This is a genomic window from Pseudomonas edaphica (genome assembly GCF_005863185.1).
Taxonomy (GTDB): Bacteria; Pseudomonadota; Gammaproteobacteria; order Pseudomonadales; family Pseudomonadaceae; genus Aquipseudomonas; species Aquipseudomonas edaphica.
Genome location: NZ_VBVZ01000700.1, coordinates 1 through 2994, shown reverse-complemented (window position 1 = coordinate 2994; position 2994 = coordinate 1). Strand labels below are relative to the sequence as shown.

The window sequence follows — 2994 nt, the reverse complement described above, 5'->3', positions numbered from 1 at the left end:
CGCCGATGCGTGGAGCCAGGCCCTGGGCCAGATCCGATTACGCGAAACCGAAAACCTGCGCCAGGACGCCGAACAACTGGCGAGCCTCACCTCGGCGCAATCACCACTGGTGTTGTTGTTACAGCAGGTGCGTGAAAATACCCGTTTGCTATCCACTGATGACCCGATGTCAGCGGTGCCCCACGAGGCCGGTGACGTGGCGGCTATCGCTCAATCGATGGCTGCCCGTGTACGCGCGGGTGTTTTGCCCAAGCCCACAGGCGATGACGCTGCAAGACGCGCCTTGCAACGCCGTTTCGAGCCTTTGCATCAACTGCTTGATGAGCAGCAAAACCCGGGAGAGCAACTGACCCAGGCGTTGCGCCAGCTTGATGCTGTGCACCTGCAAATGGCAGCGCTGAACCGCGAAGGGTCACCGGAGCAGGCGGCTTTCCAGATGGTGAAACGGCGTATGGAAGGGCAACAACCTGGGTTGGGTCAGTTACGCGATATTGCCGCACGTTTGCCGCTGCCGCTCAAAGGTTGGGTCGAGGGCCTTGCCGACGACAGTTGGCGGCATTTGTTCGATGAGGCCTATACGCATGTGAACCAACGCTACCAGAGCGAGGTGTATAGCCTGTATGCCAAGGCTATTCGCCAGCGTTACCCGTTCAATGCCCATGCCAGCAGCGACGTGGCCTTGGGCGACTTCGAGGAGTTTTTTAAACCCCAGGGCGTGCTGGCAAGGTTCCATGAAACCTACCTGCGCCCGTTTATCAGCGCCGACGGCGGGCGTTATCGCTTGCGCGGCCTGGAAGGCCAGAGCCTGCCAATGTCGCGCGCGCTGCTGGAACAACTCGGCAAAGCGCAGACCATCCGCCGTGGTTTTTTTGGTGGCGACCCAGGCGAGTTGTCGGTTCGATTTACGTTGGCACCTTATAGCCTGGATCAGGCGGTCAGCCGCGCGGTGTTGAGCTTTGGCGGTCAGCAGTTGGAGTACCGTCATGGACCGATTGTGCCTGTGACGTTCCAGTGGCCCAGCGAGGTGGAAAATGGTCGCAGCAGCCTGGTATTGGAACGAGGTGCACAGCGGCCGTTGGGCATCGAGAAGAACAGCGGGGCCTGGTCGTTGTTCCGGTTTTTTGACTTGCTGCACAGCGAGCCCGCCAGTGGGCGCGATGCGCAGATACTCAAGTCCGACCTCGCCGGTTTGCGTGCCAATTACCTGTTGGTCAGCCAGCGCACACCCAGCCCGTTTCAGATGGACACGTGGCGCACGTTCCGTTTGCCGGAGCGGCTGTGACCGCGCCGCAAGCCGCCGCAAACAGCGCGGCACGTACTCAACGTGGCAAGGCCAGGCAGCGCAACGAAGATGCGTTCCTCGACTGCCCCCAACAAGGTTGCTGGGCGGTTGCCGACGGTATGGGCGGCCACCGGGCCGGACACAGGGCCAGCCAATGGGTGGTCGACAGCCTTGCCGCGTTGCCGGTCCACGGTACGTTCGATCAGCGCATCGATGCGGTGCGGCGATGCCTGCAACGGCTCAATCAGTGTTGGGGGGATAACACCTCACCGCCGGCCGCAGGTCGCGACGACAGGATGGGCAGTACCGTGGTGGTCCTGCTGCTGGAGGGCCGGCGCGCAGCGTGTATCTGGGCGGGGGACAGCCGCTGTTACCTGTGGCGAGGCGGGCGGTTGTATCAGCTGTCGCGCGATCACTCACTGCTGCGCCAATTGATGGATGAGCAGCGATTGAGCCTGGCGCAGGCCCAGGCGCATCCCGACGCCAGGGCATTGACCCGCGCCGTAGGCGCGCGGCACCCGCTGAAACTCGAGGTGCTGGAGTTGGGCGCGCACCCAGGCGATGTGTTTGTGCTGTGCAGTGACGGTATGTACCAGGCGATGACGCACGCCGAGCTGGGCAGCGCCATGGACAGCGGTACGCCGCAACAGGTGGTGGCGCGGCTGTTCACGGCGGCGCTACGCGGGCCGGCGCGGGATGACCTGACGGCCGTGGTGGTGCGCGTATGACCACGGCACCTGGCATGCCCACCTTGCTGGCGGGGCGTTATCACCTGGAGCGCGTGTTGGGCTCGGGCGGCATGGGTGTGGTCTACCGGGCGCGCGACCTGCTGCATGAGCAGTTTGGCGAGCCCTGTTCCAGCGTGGCAATCAAGGTGCTCGGTGAGAATCTCCGCCTGGCGCCCGATGCACATGTGCTGCTCTACAGCGAGTTTGCCCTGACCCGCAGCCTGCAGCATGAGCGCGTGGTACGCATGTTTGCGTTTGAGGTGGATATCAGCAGCCAGATCGCGTTTTTCAGCATGGAGTTAATGCACGGTATGACCCTGGACCGGCTGCTGCTGGAGTGTCCCGATGGCTTGCCGTGGCGTGAGTTGCAGCCTCTGGCTGTGCAGCTGCTGGATGCTGTGGCGTATGTGCATCGTCAAGGTGTGCTGCATGGGGATGTGAAGCCGGTGAATATCATGGTGGGTGAAGAGGGCATTCGTTTGTTCGATTTCGGCCTCGGGCAGGCGACGGCGGAGGCGATGGCAGGGCTGGCGAGTGTGAGTCGTGATCGTTTTAATGCCTGGACACCGGCTTATGCTGCGCCGGAGTTGTTGGCGGGCGGTGCATTGACGGCGAGTGCTGATCTGTATGCGGTGGCGTGTGTGGTGTATGAGTTGGCCCATGGCAAACGCTTGGGCGAGCGTCGGGTCACTGAGCGGCTGGAGCGCCCCCGGCAGCTGCCCGCAGCGTGTTGGCCAGCCTTGCGCTTGGCGTTGGCGATGGATCCTGAGCGCCGAACGATCAGCGTGGAGGCGTTGGGCGAGGTTATGGCGCGTTGTCGATGGCGCTGGTTCAGGTAGCTATGGGTGCCTGCCAAGGTATCGATTTGGCCTACGCTGTGTATCGGCTGTTCTGTGGGAGCTGGCTTGTCGAATCGTCGCACCGCTGCGATGCAGCCACCTCGGTGTGTCAGGTGCACCGAGCTGATGCCATCGCAGGCAAGCC

Annotated in this window: 3 protein-coding genes; all 3 read left to right on the top strand. The window is 62.9% G+C overall.

What is annotated here, in order from left to right; all coding sequences use genetic code 11:
* Window positions 1-1282, top strand: a 1282-nt coding sequence (locus FEM54_RS29200) for a type VI secretion IcmF C-terminal domain-containing protein (RefSeq protein ID WP_276614895.1), incomplete at its 5' end; no start/stop codon positions are given.
* Window positions 1279-2010: a PP2C family protein-serine/threonine phosphatase gene (locus tag FEM54_RS29195; protein ID WP_099547828.1), complete on the top strand. Its 732-nt coding sequence runs from the start codon at window positions 1279-1281 to the stop codon at window positions 2008-2010. The genes FEM54_RS29200 and FEM54_RS29195, both read left to right, overlap by 4 nt.
* Window positions 2007-2849 carry a serine/threonine-protein kinase gene (locus FEM54_RS29190; RefSeq protein WP_138453922.1) on the top strand — a complete coding sequence of 281 codons (843 nt, stop codon included), beginning with the start codon at window positions 2007-2009 and terminating at the stop codon, window positions 2847-2849. The genes FEM54_RS29195 and FEM54_RS29190 overlap by 4 nt, the downstream gene beginning before the upstream one ends.
* The last annotated feature ends 145 nt before the right edge of the window (window positions 2850-2994 follow it).